This is a genomic window from Pseudomonas sp. GM102 (genome assembly GCF_000282555.1).
Lineage (GTDB): Bacteria > Pseudomonadota > Gammaproteobacteria > Pseudomonadales > Pseudomonadaceae > Aquipseudomonas.
In genome coordinates, this window is record NZ_AKJB01000022.1 from 1 (window position 1) to 16,366 (window position 16,366).

The 16,366-nt window shown below is 59.1% G+C and carries 13 protein-coding genes and 2 pseudogenes; 9 read left to right on the top strand and 6 right to left on the bottom strand.

The window, feature by feature from the left end:
• Positions 1 to 110: 110 nt before the first annotated feature.
• The 3 genes from PMI18_RS23185 to PMI18_RS23175 are packed head-to-tail and all read left to right on the top strand — an operon-like array spanning position 111 to position 3,676.
• Positions 111 to 770, top strand: coding sequence for a paraquat-inducible protein A (locus PMI18_RS23185; RefSeq protein WP_007896873.1), 660 nt, complete (start codon positions 111 to 113; stop codon positions 768 to 770).
• Positions 757 to 1,380 carry a paraquat-inducible protein A gene (locus tag PMI18_RS23180; RefSeq protein WP_007896874.1) on the top strand — a complete coding sequence of 208 codons (624 nt, stop codon included), beginning with the start codon at positions 757 to 759 and terminating at the stop codon, positions 1,378 to 1,380. The genes PMI18_RS23185 and PMI18_RS23180 overlap by 14 nt, the downstream gene beginning before the upstream one ends.
• Positions 1,373 to 3,676, top strand: coding sequence for a PqiB family protein (locus tag PMI18_RS23175; protein ID WP_007896875.1), 2,304 nt, complete (start codon positions 1,373 to 1,375; stop codon positions 3,674 to 3,676). Before PMI18_RS23180 ends, PMI18_RS23175 begins: the two co-directional genes overlap by 8 nt.
• 116 nt (positions 3,677 to 3,792) lie before the next feature.
• On the opposite strand, the gene mksF is transcribed toward PMI18_RS23175, so the two are convergent.
• From mksF to mksB, 3 genes are read right to left on the bottom strand one after another with little or no spacing between them, the layout of a single operon-like run.
• On the bottom strand, positions 3,793 to 6,633 hold the full coding sequence (mksF, locus tag PMI18_RS23170) for an Mks condensin complex protein MksF (protein ID WP_007896876.1): 2,841 nt from the start codon (positions 6,631 to 6,633) through the stop codon (positions 3,793 to 3,795).
• The gene (gene mksE / locus PMI18_RS23165) at positions 6,630 to 7,331 is read right to left on the bottom strand and encodes an Mks condensin complex protein MksE (protein ID WP_007896877.1); all 702 of its coding nucleotides are present in this window, start codon (positions 7,329 to 7,331) and stop codon (positions 6,630 to 6,632) included. Before mksE ends, mksF begins: the two co-directional genes overlap by 4 nt.
• Complete coding sequence (mksB, locus tag PMI18_RS23160; RefSeq protein WP_007896878.1) at positions 7,321 to 8,598, bottom strand: Mks condensin complex protein MksB; 1,278 nt, start codon at positions 8,596 to 8,598, stop codon at positions 7,321 to 7,323. Before mksB ends, mksE begins: the two co-directional genes overlap by 11 nt.
• 206 nt (positions 8,599 to 8,804) lie before the next feature.
• Here mksB and PMI18_RS23155 point away from each other — a divergent pair, with 206 nt between their 5' ends.
• Together PMI18_RS23155 and rimI are read left to right on the top strand one after the other, a co-directional pair.
• A complete protein-coding gene (locus tag PMI18_RS23155) occupies positions 8,805 to 9,545 on the top strand; it encodes a hypothetical protein (protein ID WP_007896879.1) in 741 nt (246 codons plus the stop codon).
• Entirely contained in the window at positions 9,538 to 9,990 is a 453-nt protein-coding gene (gene rimI / locus PMI18_RS23150) for a ribosomal protein S18-alanine N-acetyltransferase (RefSeq protein WP_007896888.1), read from the top strand. The genes PMI18_RS23155 and rimI overlap by 8 nt, the downstream gene beginning before the upstream one ends.
• Before the next feature lie 101 nt (positions 9,991 to 10,091).
• On the opposite strand, the gene PMI18_RS23145 is transcribed toward rimI, so the two are convergent.
• Entirely contained in the window at positions 10,092 to 10,496 is a 405-nt protein-coding gene (locus tag PMI18_RS23145) for a hypothetical protein (RefSeq protein WP_007896889.1), read from the bottom strand.
• Positions 10,497 to 10,678: 182 nt separating this feature from the next.
• Here PMI18_RS23145 and can point away from each other — a divergent pair, with 182 nt between their 5' ends.
• Entirely contained in the window at positions 10,679 to 11,323 is a 645-nt protein-coding gene (gene can, locus PMI18_RS23140; RefSeq protein WP_007896890.1) for a carbonate dehydratase, read from the top strand.
• Between the two features lie 7 nt (positions 11,324 to 11,330).
• Here the strand turns inward: can and PMI18_RS23135 are convergent, their stop codons facing one another.
• Positions 11,331 to 11,855, bottom strand: a complete 525-nt coding sequence (locus tag PMI18_RS23135) for an SET domain-containing protein (RefSeq protein ID WP_007896896.1) — start codon at positions 11,853 to 11,855, stop codon at positions 11,331 to 11,333.
• Positions 11,856 to 12,036: 181 nt separating this feature from the next.
• On the bottom strand, positions 12,037 to 13,212 hold the full coding sequence (locus PMI18_RS23130; protein WP_007896897.1) for a hypothetical protein: 1,176 nt from the start codon (positions 13,210 to 13,212) through the stop codon (positions 12,037 to 12,039).
• 278 nt (positions 13,213 to 13,490) lie between these two features.
• On the opposite strand from PMI18_RS23130, the gene PMI18_RS23125 reads away from it, so the two are divergent.
• The 3 genes and pseudogenes from PMI18_RS23125 to PMI18_RS31855 form a co-directional block, all read left to right on the top strand.
• A complete protein-coding gene (locus tag PMI18_RS23125) occupies positions 13,491 to 14,804 on the top strand; it encodes an MFS transporter (RefSeq protein WP_007896903.1) in 1,314 nt (437 codons plus the stop codon).
• Positions 14,805 to 15,070: 266 nt separating this feature from the next.
• Positions 15,071 to 15,652: pseudogene (locus PMI18_RS31850) on the top strand (PAS domain-containing protein); the annotation flags it as partial.
• A gap of 156 nt (positions 15,653 to 15,808) precedes the next feature.
• Positions 15,809 to 16,240, top strand: a pseudogene (locus tag PMI18_RS31855) (methyl-accepting chemotaxis protein); the annotation flags it as partial.
• Between the last annotated feature and the right edge of the window lie 126 nt (positions 16,241 to 16,366).

Genomic DNA, 16,366 nt, shown 5'->3' on the forward strand with positions numbered 1-16,366 from the left:
TTTTGTTTTGTCCGCAGGAAAAGAGCACTCTGGGGGCAATACAAAATTGCACAGTTATTTTCGAGTCGGGACACTAGAATAGGTCCAACTTTTTTGGAGCCAAAGTCTTTATGCCAGATCCGGTTGACGCCCCAGGGCTGTCAGATTTACCGCTGGACAACTTGGTAGCGTGTCATGAGTGCGACTTGCTGATGCGCAAGCCTGAGCTTACTCATGGTGAGAAAGCCATCTGTGTGCGCTGCGGTTATGAGCTTTATGCCCATCGGCACAATGTCGTGCAGCGCAGTCTCGCCTTAGTCATTGCCGCACTGTTGTTGTACATCCCTGCGAACTTTTTACCCATCATGCAGCTCCATCTACTTGGACAGTCGTCGCACGACACTGTCTGGAGTGGCGTTGTCGGTCTGTTCGACACCGGTATGCGAGGCGTAGCGGCAGTGGTATTCCTTTGCAGCATGGGGATTCCGCTGCTCAAGCTGCTTTGCCAGCTGTTCGTGTTGCTGAGTATTCGCTTCGATATCGGACGCAGTTATGGCCTGCTGCTCTACCGCATTTATCACCATCTACGGGACTGGGGGATGCTCGAGGTTTACCTCATGGGCGTACTGGTTGCGATCGTTAAATTGGCCGATATGGCGGCGATCACCGTAGGTCTTGGTCTGGCGTGCTTCATCAGTTTGTTGTTGGTTCAGGTCTGGCTGGAAGTAGTGATGTCACCGCACCAGATCTGGCAGGCTCTATCAGGAGAAGATGCCCATGCGGGCGATTGATGCAGGCATTCTGATTTGCGCCGAATGCCATGAGTTGAACAAGCAGGAAGCCGATACCGACGAGCAGGTTTGCACTCGCTGCGGTGCGCTGGTTCACGCCCGCCGCCCAAACAGTCTGATGCGTACTTGGGCGTTATTAATCACGGGCGCGATTCTCTACATCCCGGCCAATGTGCTACCGATCATGACCGTCAATTCCCTGGGGCAGGGCGATCCGAGCACCATTATGTCCGGTGTGATCCAACTGGTTCAGCACGGCATGATTCCGATCGCCGCCGTGGTTTTTATCGCCAGCATCCTGGTACCTACGTTCAAGCTGGTGGGCATTGCATTGCTGCTGTTTTCGGTTCAGCGTCGCCAGCCGCTCTCGGCACGCCAGCGCATTCTGATGTACCGCTTTATCGAGTTCATCGGCCGCTGGTCGATGCTGGATATCTTTGTAATCGCCATCCTGGTGGCGGTTGTGAATTTCGGACGGCTTGCCAGCATCGAAGCCAATCTTGGCGCCATCGCCTTCGCCAGTGTGGTGATTCTGACGATGCTTGCCGCAGTAACTTTCGATCCCCGACTGATTTGGGATAACACGGAGTCGGACGACGACCATGACTGATTTGCCTAAAGCGAAAACCCGACCGGCCTCGAACTGGTCAGCCATTTGGGTGTTGCCCCTGATCGCCTTGATTATCGGCGGCTGGCTTGGCTGGCGTGCCTACAGCGAGACGGGCATCGAGATTCAGGTGCGCTTCGAAAGTGGTGAAGGCATTCAGGCCAACAAGACCGAAGTCGTCTACAAAGGCATGTCGGTCGGTAAGGTGAAAGCCCTCAAACTCGATGACGAGGGCAGCTCCAAAGGAGTGATCGCCACCATCGAGATGAACAAGGACGTGGAGCAATACCTCAAGACCAGCACGCGTTTCTGGCTGGTCAAACCGAGCGTGAGCCTGGCCGGTATCACAGGCCTGGAGACGCTGGTGTCGGGTAACTATGTGGCCGTCAGCCCAGGTGAAGGCGAGCCGACTCGCAGGTTCAAGGCCCTGGTCCAAGAGCCTCCGTTATCGGATGCCCAACCCGGCCTGCACCTGACCATCAAGGCTGATCGCCTTGGCTCGCTGAATCGCGGCAGCCCGGTGTTCTATAAACAGATCCAGGTCGGTCAGATCAAAAGCTACGTGCTGTCCGCAGACCAGAATACTGTTGAATTCAAAGTCTTCATCGAGCCGACCTACGCCAACCTGGTGCGTAAACACACGCGTTTCTGGAATGCCAGCGGCATCAGTATCGACGCCAACCTCTCTGGTGTGAAAGTGCGTAGCGAGTCCCTCGCCAGCATCGTCGCCGGTGGTATTGCATTTGCCACGCCGGAGAACCGCAAGGACAGCCCGCCCACCGATCCAAGCCTGCCGTTCCGTCTCTATGAGGATTTCGATGCGGCCGCAGCGGGTATTCGGGTCAAGGTCAAACTCAGCGATTTCGAAGGCCTGCAGGCCGGTCGTACGCCGGTAATGTACAAAGGCATCCAGGTCGGTAATCTGAAAACGCTCAAGATTGATCCGGACCTGTCCAGTGCTAGTGCCGAGTTGACTCTCGACCCACTCGCCGAGGATTACCTGGTTACTGGCACCCAGTTCTGGGTGGTAAAACCATCGATTTCGCTCGCCGGTATTACAGGCCTGGAAGCTCTGGTCAAAGGTAACTACATCGCTGTGCGGCCTGGCGACAAGGGCGGGGCACCGCAGCGCGAGTTCGAAGCGCGGCCCAAGGCGCCACCTCTGGACCTGCGTTCGCCGGGTCTGCACCTGGTGCTGTTCACCGAGAACCTCGGTTCACTGGAAGTCGGCAGTCCCATTCTCTATAAACAGGTCAAAGTCGGTTCGGTACAGAGCTATCAATTCTCCCGCACCAAAAAGCAGTTGGTGATCGGGGTGCATATCGAGAAGGAATACGAAGGGCTGGTCAACGCCTCGACGCGTTTCTGGAATGCCAGCGGTATTACGCTCACCGGTGGGTTGACCGGCGGCATCCAGGTCAAAAGTGAGTCGTTGCAAAGCCTCATGGCCGGTGGCATCGCCTTTGAAACCCCGGAAGCCAAAGCACCATTGCAGAAGCGTATTCCACGTTTCCGCCTGCATGCGAGCCATGACGAGGCAACGCAGAAAGGCACGATGGTGACAATCAAGGTTGATCGCGCCGATGGCCTGCGCAATGGCACGCCGGTTCGATTCAAAGGCCTGGACGTTGGCAAGATCGAGGACGTCGACCTCAGTGATGACCTGCAATCAGTATTGCTGACCGCGCGGATCACAGAAGTGCCGGAGCGTATCGCTCGGGTCGGCAGTCAGTTCTGGGTGGTCAAACCTGAGCTAGGTCTGATTAAAACCTCGAACCTCGAAACTTTGGTCACTGGGCAATACATCGAAGTGCAACCCGCGCCAAAGAACCTCGGCCCGCAAAAGAACTTCGTGGCCCTGACTATCCCCCCGGAAACCGCCAAGGAAGAAGCTGGTTTGAGCCTGGTGTTGAGCGCTGCTCGTCGGGGTTCGTTGAAGACCGGTGTCCCTGTCACCTATCGCGAAATCACGGTAGGCAAGGTGACGGGCTATGAGCTGGGCCAGACGGCGGATCGGGTATTGGTGCACATCCTGATCGAGCCGAAGTACGCGCCGCTGGTGCGCAGTGGCACGCGTTTCTGGAACACCAGTGGTTTCGGCTTTGATTACGGCTTGTTCAAAGGCGCGACGATACGCACCGAATCGTTGGAGACGCTGGTCCAGGGCGGCATTGCGTTTGCCACACCGGATGGCGATCGCATGGGGGCCCCGGCGCGGCCCGAGCAAACATTCCCGCTGTTCGACCAGTTCGAAGATGAATGGCTGACCTGGGCGCCGAAGATTTCGATCGGCAAGTAGTTATTGCGTCTGTGATGACGCCTTCGCGGGCAAGCCTCGCTCCTACAATGAAAAAATAAAAAAAGGCCGCGATCCCATGGGATCGCGGCCTTTTTGTGGGCTTGGATTAAGTCAAATCAGACCGCATCCAGCTCTGGCTCATCAGCTTGTACAACAACGGTTGCCTTCACTTCATCGTGACGACGAATGTACTTCCAGTCCGCCTCGTCGATGTAGATCCCGTTCGGCCCGCTGCCACCTTCCAGGTCGATGGCGACGCTGGCGCAGACCTGCGGCTTCACACTCGCCAGGATCGGCACGAAGCCCAATTGCAGACTGGTTTCCAGCAATGCTGCCTGGTTCTTCTCGTCGATGTCCGCCGCCTCATCGAGGTAGTACGGCAGGCGCACGCGACCGGCCTGGTCGCGGTCCATCAAGTGCAGCAACAAGTACATGTTGGTCAGTGCCTTGATGGTCATGGTGGTGCCGTTGGACGCCGCGCCGTCGATGTCGGTGTGGATCACCGGCTGACCGTTGACCTTGGTGATCTCGAACGCCAGCTCGAACAGATCCTTGAGACCGAGCTGGTTGTGGTTTGCCGCCACCAGCCGCGCCAGGTATTCCTTGGCCTCTTCGTTCTTGTTGTCTTGATCGGCGCTTTGGCTCAGGTCGAAGACGGAAAGGGTTTCGCCTTCTTCGTACTGACCGGCACTGTGGATGATCTGGTCAATGTGCTTGAGCGCTTCCTTGTTCGGCGCGAGCACGATGCGGAAGCTTTGCAGGTTGGAGACCTGACGCTTGTTGATCTCGCGGTTGAACAACGCCAGTTGATGTTCGAGGCTGTCATAGTCGCTGCGAATGTTACGCAGGGTCCGGGCGATGTCGGTGACCGCCGCACGGCGTGCCTTGCCGAGGGTCAGGGCTTCATCGGTGCGGTGAGCATAGGCATTGATCAGCAGTTGCAGGCGACGCTCCATATCGTCTTCGCTGTCGAACTTGGCCACGCCCTTGAGGCGAACCTGAGCATAGAGCGCGTCGATCTGCCCGTCGCTGCGCAGCAGGCCTTGCCAGCTGTCCTGATAGTCGTTGAGCAACGGCAGCAGGTTGTCCATGGAGTCGTCGACCGGGTCCATGAACGGCGTGCCGAATGGCAGGTCCGCCGGCAACAGCTGACGACGGCGCAGGGCGTCGTCGAGGGTGCGTTGCTTGGCTTCCATATCGCCGATCTGCCGGCCGACCAGTTGCAGCTTGGCCGACAGTTGCTGGACGCGCTCGGTGAAGGCGTCGCTGGAGCGCTTCAATTCGTCCTGAGCGGCTTCCATCTGCGCCAATTGCTCAAGCTTGTCGCCTTCCTCGGCGCTCAGGGTTTGCGCGCGGCGGAAATCTTCCAGGGCTTTCTGCGCATCCAGCACTTGCTGGTACAGCGCTTCAGTCTGGGTCTTGCTGGCCGCGCGGTCGGCTGCCACGGCAGCTTGAGTTTTCAGCTGCTTGAGTTCTTTTTCCAGGCGGTCTTTCTGATCGCGCAGCGCCGCGCGGTCGGCCAGGGCTTGCAGGGCTGGTGGTTCGATGTGCGAGATGTCGATGGACAGGCCCGGCACTTCGAAGCGCTCGCCTTTGAAGCCATCAAGGATCAGCTCCATGGATTTGACCCACTGACCGTCCTCGTCCAGCGTAATGCCGTGTTCACCCAGTGGCAGGCTGAACAACGCGCTGTTGAACAGGCGCATCAGGCGCTCGACGTCCTGCTGCGAAAACTCTTCACGCAGGCGGGCGTAGCTGTTGTTGTCGGCGTGATCGAGTTGCTGTTTCACCGATTTGAGGCGTTTTTCCAGATCCCGCAGACGCTCTTCGAGGTCTTCTGCGCTGAACTGGCGCGATTGGGCCAGTGCTCCAGCCAGTTCGTCGTGCGCGTCCTTGGCGGCGAGCAATTGCTGCTCAAGGACTTTGACGTCATCGACCAGCGCGAAGCGATGCTTGAGCACCGACAACTCGCCGAGCCAGCGCTGGATGCCGGTGATTTCCCGCTCCAGACGCATCAGCTCTTGAGTGCCGCCGCGTTGATCGTTTTGCAGCGCGTCCTGCTCGTTGCGATAGTGCTCGGCCTGAATCGTCAGCTCTTCCTTGCGCGCACTGGCGTAGTCCGACCAGGTGCCGAGCAGGGAGTCGAGCAGCGGCGACAGGCGATGCAGTTTGCCGCGCAGGATATTGCGCTGGGTTACGCCTGCGGCCAGCGCTTCAACCAGCGGGCCGGCGGTAACCAGCGAGTTGTAGTCCTGCTCCATGCGACGAACATCGCGGAAGGCTTCTTCGCACGCGGCGATGTAGTCGACGCTGCCGGAACGCAGGCTGTGTTCGAAAGCATCGAGGAACAGCTGCTTGAGTTTGGCTGCGGTGATTTCGCGCATGTGCAGCAAGTTGATGAACAGGGCGCGGAAGGTCTTCAGGCTCTGCTCGCTGGTGGAGCGCAGCGGGATCAGCGTCAGGTCCAGCGGAATCGAGGTGTGACCGCCCACCAACAAGCGACGCAGTTCATCCGGCTTCAGTTCATAGGCTTTCAGGCCTTCGCGCTCAAGGTTGGTGAACAGCTCTTTCTGCCGCAGGCAGGTGTCGTCTTTCTGGTAATGGGCCAGATCGAGTTTGCCGGCGTAGGCAAAGAACTGGTGACCGAAACCGCCGCCCGGGCCGCGTCCGACCACGCCGATTACGTGCGGGCCGTGGGGCAGGGAGACTTCCACCAGGATGTAACTGGTGTCCGAGGCGAAGTAGAAACGCCGGGATTGCTCCAGGCTGTACTTGCCGAAACTCATGTCCGACATGCGCGCCAGGATCGGGAACTGCAAGGCGTTGATCGATGCGGATTTACCGAGGTTGTTCGCGCCATAGACCGACAGCGGTTCTTCCAGCGGGAACAGGCCGAGGCTGTAACCGGCGGTGTTCAAAAGGGCAAAGCGGCGAATGCCGTAGCGTTCCTTGCTCATGCGTCGGTCTCCTGTTCTTCGGCAATGGCACGGGCCATGGCGTCTTCTTCGCTTTCTTCTTCGAAGTCGCTGAGGTCCAGCGGATCATCGGTTTGCAGCAGCTTCTCGTCGCTGTCGTCGTCGATCAACACCGGAACTGGCAATGGCAACACGCTGTGCAGGCTGGCCGCCAGATCGCGGTCCTGCTGAACCGACAGGCAGACGTCGAGGAAGCGGTGCATTGGCGGCAGGAAACGGTAGATGCCGTTTTCTTCACCGGCGAAACCGAGTTGGGTCATGCGGCGCATGATTTTTTCTTCGAGTTCTTCGACGGTCTGCACTTCGGCCTGGATAAACAGGTCGCGATATTTCTCCAGCAGCGATGGCAATTCATCGCGGCCGAGGCTACCCCCATCCAGCACGGCGACCGGGTCGCGGCCCTGATCGGCCAGGTGCTCGACGAGAATGAAGGTGAACAGCGCCAGACGTTGCGCGGTCTTGTTCACCGCAGCAGCAGCCAGGTCCGGCACGAAGTAGTAGAAACCGCGAGTGTCGCAGACCAGCTCAAAGCCCAGCGCCCGGAACAGCGCGCGGTACTGGTCCTGGAAATTCGACAGTTGCGCGTACAGCTCCGGGTCGCGGCGGCTGACGTGGTAGCCCTTGAACAGCTCGCGAAAAATCGGCGCCAGCTGGGACAGTTCGGATAGATCAAGATGCATGTGGGATGCTCGCAGAATCCTCGGCGGCGGTGTCGCGGGCCGAGAGCAGGGCGAAGGAGCGCAGGCTGACCTGATGCTCGTGAGTGTGGTAATCGCGGCGTTCCAGACGCTCGCGTGTGAAGCGCTTCTCTCGCGACAGGCGCGAGAACCAGTAGAGCAATTCGTCGGTGGCGCCGTCCGGTTCCTGCTCCAGCAGCCAGGACATCAGGTCCGGCATCGGCAGGGCGTCTTCGCAGCGTTCGAGCATTTCCCGAACCGTGCGTGGCGCGCGCGGGGCTTCACCTTTCTGGGTCTTGTGGGCCTTGGGGAAACGCGCCGGTTTCGGCTCGAAACGGGCCAAGGCATAAACGTAGGCTTCGACCTGACTGGCGCTGCCCAGGAACGTGCTTTGCGGACGGGTGAACATCGGCATCGCCGCTTGCGGTACCGCATCGATGCCTTTACGACGAATGGCCGACAAGGCTAGCGCCGCGCCACGGGTCACGGCGTTGTGCCGGCGGGCTTCTTCACGCAGCGGCAGCAGCAGTTCGCGGGCGTGGCGCAGCGTCAGCTGGGCGCTGGTCTGCATTTCGAGGATGCGCGCGTGGGTGCGCAGCAGCATGTCGTCGTCGACCAGATGGCCGAGGCGCTGCTGTTCGGAGAGCATCTTCAGCAAGACCGTTTCGACCTTGCGCACGCCTTGTTCGAAGGCGCCGTCGGCATTCACCAGTTCAATCATCGGCTCGACGTATTCGTCCCAGGTCGCCAGCACTTCAGCGTAGCGCTGACGCAGCGGGATCTGCCGATCGCTGGTTTTCGCCCGTTCGGCGACGGCCACCAACGCCTGTTCGTCGTTGTCGAGTTTTTTCAGCACATCGCGCACGCGCATGTCGAGCAGGCGCAACTGGCGCGCCAGATCGTTGCCGTCGCGAATGTCGAAGGCGTCCTGAATGTAACCGGCCAGGCGCTCGAGATGGCGCAAATAGGCTTCGATTTCCAGGCACAGGCCCAGACGGTGCTCACGACGCAGGTAAGCGAGAAAGTCGTGGATCTGCGCGTTGAGCTCGAAACGGTTCGGGCTTTTCGCCACGGGAACCAGAATGTCGAGGCGGATCCACACATCCAGCAGGCTGGTGATGTCCTGCGGCGTACTGTCGAGTTGCTGGGCGGCCAACTGTGAACGCAATTCGTTGAGGCTCAGGGTGCCTTGGTCGAAGTGCTCGCACAGTGGCTCCAGAAGTGCCCAGTGTTCAGCGAGGGCGCGCAAGACGCGCTTGGGTTCGATCATCGGAATGGCCGGCTGGTTGGCGATTAAAAGTCGCGATTGTACTGCATCACGCCCGTTGCGATTCACTCTCGGGACGGACAGTTGGCTTTCTATCGATCAAGCGTGGGCGATCTTGAGCGAAGGGCGGTAGAATCAACGCACTTTAGTTATCCACAAGTGGCCGACCTTTGCTTATCGAGTCTCGTCGCCGCGCTTATTTGACCGCCATGCAGGTGGTCAACTGGCTGCCGCGCACCGAATTGCCCTTTGCTGCGCCCTCGCGCCCAGAACTGCTGGAGATGCCCGAGCCGTTGGTCGTCGCCCCGGTTGCGCCGGCTCCTGTGGCCGAGGCACCGATGGAGCCTGTGGTCAAACCGGCCGAACGGGTGAAGATCGAGGTGCCACGGCCATCGTTGGCCAGCACCCGCACGAACGCCAAGGTCGAAGATGAGGAGGCCCCGGTCGCGGTCAAGGCGCCAGTCGTTCCGCCACCGCGCTTCGCCCTTCAATTGCTGCGCGCAGGTCGTTGCCTGTTGCTGGTGGAGTTACCCACAGGCGAGAGCTTCCAAACCCGCGATCCGGCCTATCTGTTGCTCAAGGACATGCTGCGCGCCGCCGGTCTGCCGGACAGCCCGCAGATCGTCGGCGAGCCGGTGCGCTGGCCACTGTTGGCTCGCGGCACCATGGATCAAGGGCCGGAGGCGGCTCGGGATTTCGTACAAGGCTTTCTGTCGGCCCGTCTGGAGGACGCGCCATGCGTCTGCTTGTGGCTGATCGGCTTGCCGGCAGTGCGTTTTGCGGGTGAGGCGAACGCCGAATCCTTCAACCGTGAACTTCAGGTCGAAGGCCTGGGGTCGGTCTGGGCCCTGCCGGGTCTGGAATTATTAATGGAAGAGCCACAGCGTAAGGCTGATGTCTGGCAAGCCATGCGTCGGCTGATGGCGCGCTGGAAAGAATCGAATGAGTGACGCTGTATCGTTCCGCCCGATGACCGAGGCGGACCTGGACACTGTACTGAAAATCGAATACGCGGCTTACAGCCACCCCTGGACCCGCGGGATTTTTCTCGATGGCCTGGGCAAGTACCAGATCTGGCTGATGTTCGAAGGGCAGCAGCAGGTCGGTCATGGCGTGGTACAGATTATTCTCGACGAGGCGCATTTGCTGAACATCACCGTCAAACCGGAAAATCAGGGCCGAGGCCTGGGTTTGACGCTGCTGGAGCATTTGATGTCGATTGCCTACAAGGCAGAGGCACGGGAATGTTTTCTGGAAGTGCGCGACAGCAACCGGGCGGCGTTTCGGTTGTATGAGCGGTATGGATTCAACGAAATCGGACGTCGGCGCGATTACTACCCCGCTGTTGGCGGGCGCGAAGATGCCGTGGTCATGGCCTGTACATTAGTGGATTGAGCCTTGAAAGCTTCGCGGGCAAGCCTCGCTCCTACGGGCCGGGGCACAGAACCCGTAGGAGCGAGGCTGGCCCGCGAAGGCGTCCTCTCTGACGACAACGATTAACGCTTGCCATCCATTGGATCGCGCTGCGCCATCTCTGCTTCGTCCAACCCATTGCCCCCGCCGATGTCGTCCTCATCGACAATGCTCAAATCCCAATCCGCCTGGTCGCCTTCACCCTCTTCGTGGGCGTCCCGTGCGCCGTCTTCACGGATCAAGGTTTCCGGGCTCATGTCATCGTCGGTGGATTCATGGTCATCGGTCGAGCCGCCGGTCATGCCAGCTTCACGGACGCGTTCGTCGGGGATTTTCTGCGCACGCTCGCGTTCGGGGATCAAGTCACCGATTCTGGTGCCCGGTTCTTCCTCGTCGAAATCCAGCTCATGCACTGAGCCCATGCGGTCTTCGTTGTCATCGATGGGCTCGGGTTGCGCCTTATCGAACGGACGTCGTGAATCAGTCATGGCATTCCCTCATACTGTAGGCCTTACTACAGTTGACCCACTGGGCTTGCGAGAATTCCACCGGCAGGGAACGTCGGCTAGCCGTTATAGGCATCAGGCATCAGCGGGTATCTGCATCGCGCGCGTGACCCCGACAGGCGGTTGTCTGTCAAACCAGCGCATCATTATCGAGGCTTCATTGCATGAACGAATTACAAGATCTGATTGATAACAATGAGCGCTGGGCCGACGCGATCACCCAGGAAGATCCTGATTTCTTCGCCAAGCTGGCCCGTCAACAGACCCCGGAATACCTGTGGATAGGTTGCTCCGATGCCCGCGTGCCGGCCAATGAAATCGTCGGCATGCTGCCGGGCGATCTGTTCGTGCACCGCAACGTGGCCAACGTTGTATTGCACACCGACCTCAACTGCCTGTCGGTGATTCAGTACGCGGTCGACGTACTCAAAGTCAAACACATCCTGGTCACTGGCCACTATGGCTGCGGCGGTGTACGCGCCTCGATGCAGGACCGTCAGTTGGGCCTGATCGACGGTTGGTTGCGCTCGATTCGCGATCTCTATTATGAAAAGCGCGACGAACTGGCCAAGTTGTCCACCGAAGAAGAGCGGGTCGACCGCCTTTGCGAGCTCAATGTGATCCAGCAGGTGGCCAACGTCGGTCATACCAGCATTGTGCAAAACGCCTGGCACCGCGGTCAGAGCCTGTCGGTCCATGGTTGCATCTATGGCATCAAGGATGGACGCTGGAAAAGCCTGAATGCCACCATCAGCGGTTTCGAACAGTTGCCGCCACAATACCGTTTGCGTCCGGTCGAAACGTTGTAAGAGCCTTTCAGCGGGAACTTCGTCGACGCCAGTGTTGAAAAAACTGTTCTCCATTGGCGTTCGGCGACTCGTCATAGCCGATGATCCAGCCACGGCAGCAGGGACAACCGCAGCGGCAAGCGAACTGCCGCTGCAGTTTGTCTTCTGTCGCGGTGAAATCCATCGTCAGTCGATCACCTTTTTTGATGTCCTTGAGTGCCCATAACCACAGCTCGCTCATGTCGAGAAAGACGTTGGGGTCGCAGGAGTGGCTCAGCAGACCGCAGAAGCGCGGATCGTAGAGGTGGATTCCTGGAGCCAGTTGCCGAGTGTGTCGGCAACGATAGGGCAGCAGATGTCCGGAAACCCGGCAGATTCGGCTGATGCGCGGGAACTCGCGCAGTGCCACGACAGCCATTGCCGATCCCTGGGTGTTGTCGATGATTTCAAAGTCGTCTTTGGAGGGGAACCCAAGGCGAAGGGGCAATTCTACAAACGGATAGATGCCATTTGATGGCGGTGGGGGTATTGCTTGTTCTGCATGGGCTCTCATAACAGTCCTTGTCAGTCGAGTGCTACGAACGCCGTCTACTGACATCCTGTCAGTCCTGCAGCACATGGGTATGCCCCAAGCCTCTCGCAAATGAAACAATTGATCTACTGTCAGATATGACAGGCGAAAAAAGCTCTTTCCCGCGTCAGCCATGGCTCACGCAGGAAAGAGCTTTATCGTTTTACAAGTGTGGAGCAGGGGCGGAGGAGGTCACAAGGGCTGGGCTCTTCAACTGTTTCAACTGAGATTTGACCTGCGCTGTCGAGCACTTGGCCACGGCCTGTTCAGGCGTCAGGTTGCGGATCGAGGTGTAGAACAGTTCGCAGGTTTTTTCTTTCTGGGTCACTTGCCAGGTCTGAGTACAGCTTTTCAGCTGAACGGTAGGGTCAGTGCCCGGTTTGCTGCCCATCCCGGCCTGCCAGCACGCGGCGCTCAAATCCTGCCCCATGACTTTCAGCCCTGCAGCATCGGCCTTGGCCTGGGCATCGCTGCCGCTATAGGCCTCGGGATCGGCGGCGTACCAGATGTAGCTCGGGTGGTTGGAACCCAGTACTGGCACCTTCACCCCCTCGCTCGGGCTGATGGTTGCCAGGCCCAGCACGTCCACGGTCGGCCCGTATTGTTGCTTGATCCAGTTACGCACCGGTGCGCCGAAGGCAACCATTGGCAATGCAGCGCCGCTGGCGTTCTGGCTGACTTCCTTGACCATGGTGGTCTGGTAGTCCTTGAAGTAGCCGTAGACGCCCTCCAGGTCCTTACCGGCGCTGGACGGTGCGGCAATTGGCGCAATGTCGATGATGGTCTGATAGCCCGGTGTCTGGTCGGCGGGAATGCCGTTGTTCGTCAGCAGCGTGGCCCAACGGTCGGTGGTCTTGGACTCCAGGTAATCCTGGGCCTGGGTCAGGGAATAATCCGGCGGGAAGTGCAGCAGTTCGACGCTTTTGCGGTTTTCCAGCGCCATGCCCAGCGGCAGGAACAGGTACCAGCTAAAAGTCCATTTACCGTCGGCATTCAGTTTGCTGGCGCCGTTGTAGGCCAAATCCCCAGCCTTGAGCAATGCGGTCAGTGGCTTGTCATAGCCTTTGGGTACGCCGCTGATATTGGCGTAGAGCTGATTGTTGTCGGTTTTTACCTGCACTTTTGCGGTTTTGTAGCCATCGCGCTGTACGCTTTGGGTCAGGTAATGCTCGACGGTCTGCTCCAGCGTCCAGTTGCGATAGCAGATGACGTTGCAGTTGTTGGGGTAGGAGAACAGCCGGGTAACGCGTTCTGTACTGCCTAGATTCAGATCGACATCGGCGTGGACGGCGGTACTCAAGGTGAGTGCGGCCAGGGTGAGTCCTGCGAGTTTTAACATGCTCAGATCCTTTTCAGCGTGAGCCCTCGGAGGCGGGGCGAGTACATACTGAAACTACTTGTATCGAACGGTCTAGTACCCAGATGAAAAGATCGCCAGTCTGAGAGCAGCCTTCATCCGGGAAAGCATATTTCGCCGGGACGTTGGCAGTGAGGGATGGAAGAGGGGCAGTGGTGACGCTGTTTGGGTGTTTGGGACCAGGGCCTGACGGGTTGTCCACAAGCGCATTTGCGTAGACCATGGGCGCCTTGGTTTTTTGCCTGCCAGAGTTCTTTTCCATGACTGCCAACACCGACGCACGCCCGGCGCCCTTCACCCGCTCGGACTACAAGACCTTGGGGCTTGCAGCCCTTGGTGGGGCGCTGGAAATCTACGACTTCATCATTTTCGTATTTTTCGCGCTGACCCTCAGCCAACTGTTTTTCCCTCCCGAAATGCCCGAATGGCTGCGCCTGCTGCAAAGCTTCGGGATTTTCGTCACTGGTTACCTGGCGCGTCCGTTGGGCGGAATCCTGATGGCGCATTTCGCCGATCGACTGGGGCGCAAGAAGGTTTTCAGCCTGAGCATCCTGATGATGGCGTTGCCATGCCTGCTGATCGGGATCATGCCGACCTACGCCCAGATCGGCTATTTCGCACCGCTGTTGCTGTTGGCCCTGAGGGTCCTGCAAGGTGCGGCGGTGGGCGGTGAAGTGCCGAGCGCCTGGGTGTTCGTCGCCGAACACGCGCCGACCGGGCATCGCGGTTATGCCCTCGGTTTCCTGCAGGCCGGGCTGACCTTCGGTTACCTGATCGGAGCCTTGACGGCGACTTTTCTGGCTCAGGTGTTCACTCCGGCGGAAATCCTCGATTACGCCTGGCGCTACCCGTTTCTGCTGGGCGGTGTGTTTGGTGTCATCGGTGTCTGGTTGCGCCGCTGGCTCAGCGAAACCCCGGTGTTCATGGCGATGCAGGCCCAGCGCGAGGCTACTGTCGAACTGCCGCTGCGCACGGTCCTGCGTGAGCACCGCCTGGCGATGCTGCCGGCGATGATCCTCACCTGCGTGCTGACCTCGGCCGTGGTGGTGTTCGTGGTCATTACCCCGACCATGATGCAAAAAACCTTCGGCATGAGCGCCAGCCATACCTTCGCCCTGAGTGCCTTGGGCATCGTTTTTCTGAACATCGGCTGCGTACTTGCCGGGCTGCTCGTCGACCGCATCGGCGCCTGGCGCACGGTGATGTTGTATAGCCTGCTGCTGCCTCTGGGCATCGGCGTGCTCTACACCTGTCTGATCATTGAAGGCCAATGGATCGGCTTGGCCTATGCAGTGGCCGGCCTCGGTTGCGGGGTAGTCGGCGCGGTGCCGTCGGTGATGGTCGGCCTGTTTCCGGCGCGGATTCGTGTCTCGGGGATTTCCTTCACTTACAACATTGCCTACGCCATCTGGGCAAGTATCACACCGCTGCTGTTGATCGGTCTGATGCCGTGGAGTCCATGGATTTGTGTACTTTTCTGCGCAGTGATGGGGGCGGTGGGCGTCAGCAGCGCAGCGTATTTCGGCGCGCGAGCACCGCGAATTGGGCGTTGTTCGGTAGCTGGCGCGGTATAAAGGTGATCGTGTTGCCACTATTTTTGTAGGACAACCCTTAAACGCTCTTCAGAAAATATCCATAAGGCCGATGGTTAGGCTGTACGCCGCTTTCTATCCCTGTCCATCGGTGCTTTCCCATGTTCAACAAACGCTTGAAGCAGGAGCTGTCGGCTCTGCGCGAAGAACTCTCCAGCCTTCAGCAAGTCAAGGAGAGCCTGGACAGCGAGATGCTGGCCCTGACCCTTGATTCTGATGGCAGGATTCAATCGGTCAACCAGAACTTCATGGGTGAGATGCTCTACAAGGGCAACGATCTGGTCGGCCGACACATCGAAGACATCGTCCCCGTTCATGTGAAATCGGACGAATTTCACCGCCGCTTCAAGACTGCGCTGACCCGTGGCGAGCACTTTGCCGGCACGGTTCGTCTGTTGCGTGGCAACGGTGCCGAAGCCTGGCTGCGGTCGATCATGCAGCCGGTGCGGTCCTCGGATGGCCGGGTCAAACACTTCTCGATTTACTCCAGTGACCTGACCCGCACTATTGAGGCGTCCCGTGAACATCAGAACCTGATCGGCGCGCTGGTGCGTTCGACGGCGGTCATCGAGTTCGATCTCAATGGCAACGTGTTGACGGCCAACGACCGCTTCCTCAGCGGCATGGGTTACAGCCTGGCGCAGATCCAGGGTAAACATCACCGCACCTTCTGCGCGCCAGAGGAATACAACAGCGCTGAATATCAGAACTTCTGGCGCCGCTTGAACGCCGGCGAGTTCGTGGCTGATCGCTTCAAGCGCGTCGACAGCCACGGCCGCGTGGTCTGGCTGGAGGCTTCCTACAATCCGGTGGTCGACGCCAACAACAAACTCTACAAAGTGGTGAAGTTCGCCACGGTGATTACCGATCAGGTCAATCAGGAACAGGCCGTCGCCGAAGCGGCCAACATCGCCTATAGCACCTCGCTGCAAACCGATAGCAGCGCCCAGCGCGGTACCACCGTGGTGACTCAAGCGGTAGACGTGATGCGTGACCTGGCCAAACACATGCAAACCGCTAGCGAAGGCATCGAGGCGCTGAACGAGCAATCAGTGGTGATCGGCACCATCGTCAAAACCATCAGTGGCATCGCCGAACAGACCAACCTGCTGGCGCTCAACGCGGCCATCGAAGCGGCTCGCGCGGGTGAACAGGGTCGAGGTTTTGCCGTGGTGGCTGACGAAGTCCGGCAACTGGCCTCGCGCACCAGCCAGGCGACCGATGAAATTGTCGGCGTTGTGCGGCAGAACCAGGACATGGCGCGCAACGCCGTGGCTCTGATGACCGACGGCAAACTCCAGGCTGAACAGGGACTGGCGCTGGCGGCGGAGGCGGGCACAGTGATCGTCGAGATCCAGGATGGGGCGCAGAAAGTGGTGAGCGCGGTCGGGCAGTTTGCCAATCAATTATCGACTTGATGCCCTGAATCCGGTGTCGGTAGCCCCTAAAAAGATCAGGCCTGCTTCACTGGCTTGATCAGGCTTTCGGCTGGTATCCCGAATAGAAAAAAAGGCCTACCTCCCGCAGACCGTGTGAAAACGCAG